Origin of the sequence: Bacillus cereus group sp. N6 (assembly GCF_016483705.1) — a bacterium.
Lineage (GTDB): Bacteria > Bacillota > Bacilli > Bacillales > Bacillaceae_G > Bacillus_A > Bacillus_A wiedmannii.
The window spans coordinates 1-2,858 of the sequence record NZ_JAEHBI010000132.1 but is presented as its reverse complement, the minus strand read 5'-3'; the positions used below and the strand labels follow the sequence as shown (position 1 = coordinate 2,858).

Genomic DNA, 2,858 nt, shown 5'->3' with positions numbered 1-2,858 from the left:
GTATTTACAAATGAGAGGCATATGAAACTAGTAAAATTAAAAAAGCTTCCGTGAGGAAGCTGAGTAGTTACCTTTTTTCTCTAACCGTTAAATAATTATTTTGTCTTAAAACCCCAAATTATTTCAACCGAAAAACCATATTAAAAAGAAAAGGATTAAAATCGGTGTAGGGTATTTTTATCCATCCCCCGAAAAAAGGAAATACCCCCCAATGAAGGTTTATGTGTTTTATCGTATTTATGAAGGATTTATCCCAAGTTGACAAGGACAAGAGAAACGTTTGTAATGGTTTGACCACCTACAGGTGAATTGAGTAATTTTTGAGTTATACTTGTGTTGGCATTAATCACCTGAAATGGTATCTCCTGAGGTAAGTTGTACTATTGAAGCAGTAGTTAAATACTTAGAAATTCCTTTGGTTGCTACAAATTGTTGAACAGACTGCTGTAAAAGTAAACCGTTAATACTTAAACCAATTAGATACTGACCTGCATCAGAAATAAAATCACATTGGCCCATAACCAAATATAAGCCAGTTTGATTAATGGTGACTGAATTATTGGCATTTAACGTGAATGCTCCTGAAGTAGTCCCAGGCACTGTGTGAGCCAATGAAAGATTTCCAAATGGTGGAACAGATGATCCAGGATCTGTGCTTAAATGATAGAATTGTCCTGCAGAACTAACAGGCCCAGTAGCCCTCTATTTCTTTGATTGTACTACATCCTATGTGCAAGAGTAGTAGCGTGTGATAGGGGGGGGTATTTTACCAATGTTATTTCTTTTCAAGATAAAAAACTTGACGCCAGGTTACGATTCCCAAAAAGCGTGCGTGTAACATCATAATAAGAGATTCGTTTCTGAAGGAGAACTTGTATAGGCAATGCTTAGATGTAAGCAAGTTAGAAAGTAAAAATGTAGAAACGACGTAGAGAAATAAGCGAAGAAATGATCTTATTTTTTGGAACGTTTGAAGGGGGAGAATCATAGGATGAAGTAGGAACTGATTCATTACAATTTGTATTTGTTTGATTAGAGCTAGCAGTTGTGTTTCCTGTGCAGGTATGATTGGGATGGTAGGTACCATCTCGGGTGTGACGGAAAGAAAAAGCAATCCAGGATGATCATTTGGATTGCTTTTTTTGTATGGAGCGATTGTATAACATAACAGGAGATGAGAAGTGAAGCTGTAAATAAAAAAAGAAAGTGTTACTTTTTAAAGCAAGGAAAATACTACATAACAACTGAAGGACAGCTTAGAAAAGAGGGAGGTCAATATATGGCTCAAACGTATTGGGGATCTGAGGTAGCTAAAAACTTAGGGATTGGCTCGAGTACTTTGCGTAAATATTGTCTTGCCCTGGAGGAAGCTGGGTATCCATTCGAACGTGGTAATAATAATTCCAGAATTTTTTATTATACGGATGTAGCAACTATAGAACGGTTAGTAACAGCTATGAACAAGAAGAACGTAACACTAGAACAGGCTATACATCAAGCGATGGCCAGTGTGGGAGAAAATGAGATAGCAACTGTAGCTACAGATAGCGCAGCAGATACAGGACTTATAAACGCATTAACAGAACGTATAGAACGATTAGAACAACTTCATTTAGAGTTAATTCAAAGATTGGATCAGCAAAGTAAACTTTTACAGGAAACTGAGGCTCAAAGGATAATAAGAGAAGAACAAAAAAATATTCAATTCATGCAAGTATTGAAAGAAATACAAGATAATAAGAACCTAATAGAAAATTCAGAACCGAAGAAATCATTTTGGAATCGTTTGTTTGGTAAAAAAATTGAAATGTAATAGTAAAGAGAACTTTTTTATTTTAAAAAAATGTAAGACAAATTCTAAAATATATGCATAAAAAATAGAGGGGTACTTGTAAAAAAGATCCCTCTAAAGAGCAAAATAGAATAGGTAGGATATAAAATCTATTAATAATAAATTTTATATCTTTTTATTTTATGTTTATTATATTTTTAGGTTTGTACATTTTTGTTGAAATTTATTTTATATAAAAGGAGCCAAGAAAGAGCTCGTAATGTTATTTCTTGGCAGAGGTGTTTGAAACGCTTGGATGCTGTCCCTTACATATAGTATATGTTTGTATGTATCAAATGGTTTGTTATTATTATTCATTTTAATTAAAAACAGAAAAGAAAAACACCTATTTTATTTAATAGGTGTTTTTCTTGCAAAATAACTTATAAATTCATGCAAGGAGACTTCTAGTTTAAAATTTTTTTAGATTTCAAGATCGCTTAGTAGATCAGATTCACAATCGCTGTAAGGTGTATGTTCGTTACTACATCTTATGCGTATATGAAAGGGATGGTGAGCGTATATAAGTGTTGTTAAGCGTGGATTTTTTCACATATAGAATTTGTCTCATGTGTTATCCTTACGCTCTTTATGTATTGTGTTTTGCATGTATACTTTTGTTTCCTATTGTGAGGATATCAGGGAATTTTGTATGAATTCAATATTTACAGGTATATGAATGTAAACTGATATTTTAAAGTTTATTTTCAAAAAATCTCAATGGAATGAGGTTAGTTCTTTTTCAGTTTATGTTTCGACTAAAAGGCTAGCCCATTTCATTTGTATAAAATATCAGGCTTCATTACAAATGCCCTATAAAAACAAAAGATCACTTTTTAAGTGATCCTTTGTCCCTGAATGAGTTTCTAGTAAGAAGGCACTATACTAGATGATTTGTTTTAGAGTAAACAGCTAAAAGAAAGTATACAACATATATTGTTGTCAGAGTATTGGGAAACCCTTTAGGGGTTCCCAACACTCTGGATTTTTTGATTTTAGTGAAAGAAAACCATATAAAATAATAGAA

Annotated in this window: 2 protein-coding genes; one reads left to right on the top strand and one right to left on the bottom strand. The window is 32.9% G+C overall.

Annotated features, from left to right (window positions below; all coding sequences use genetic code 11):
* Positions 1 to 342 precede the first annotated feature (342 nt).
* Positions 343 to 612, bottom strand: coding sequence for a hypothetical protein (locus JDS99_RS30280; RefSeq protein WP_199696424.1), 270 nt, complete (start codon positions 610 to 612; stop codon positions 343 to 345).
* Between the two features lie 667 nt (positions 613 to 1,279).
* Here JDS99_RS30280 and JDS99_RS30275 point away from each other — a divergent pair.
* On the top strand, positions 1,280 to 1,813 hold the full coding sequence (locus JDS99_RS30275; RefSeq protein WP_199696423.1) for a DUF3967 domain-containing protein: 534 nt from the start codon (positions 1,280 to 1,282) through the stop codon (positions 1,811 to 1,813).
* Positions 1,814 to 2,858: the final 1,045 nt, after the last annotated feature.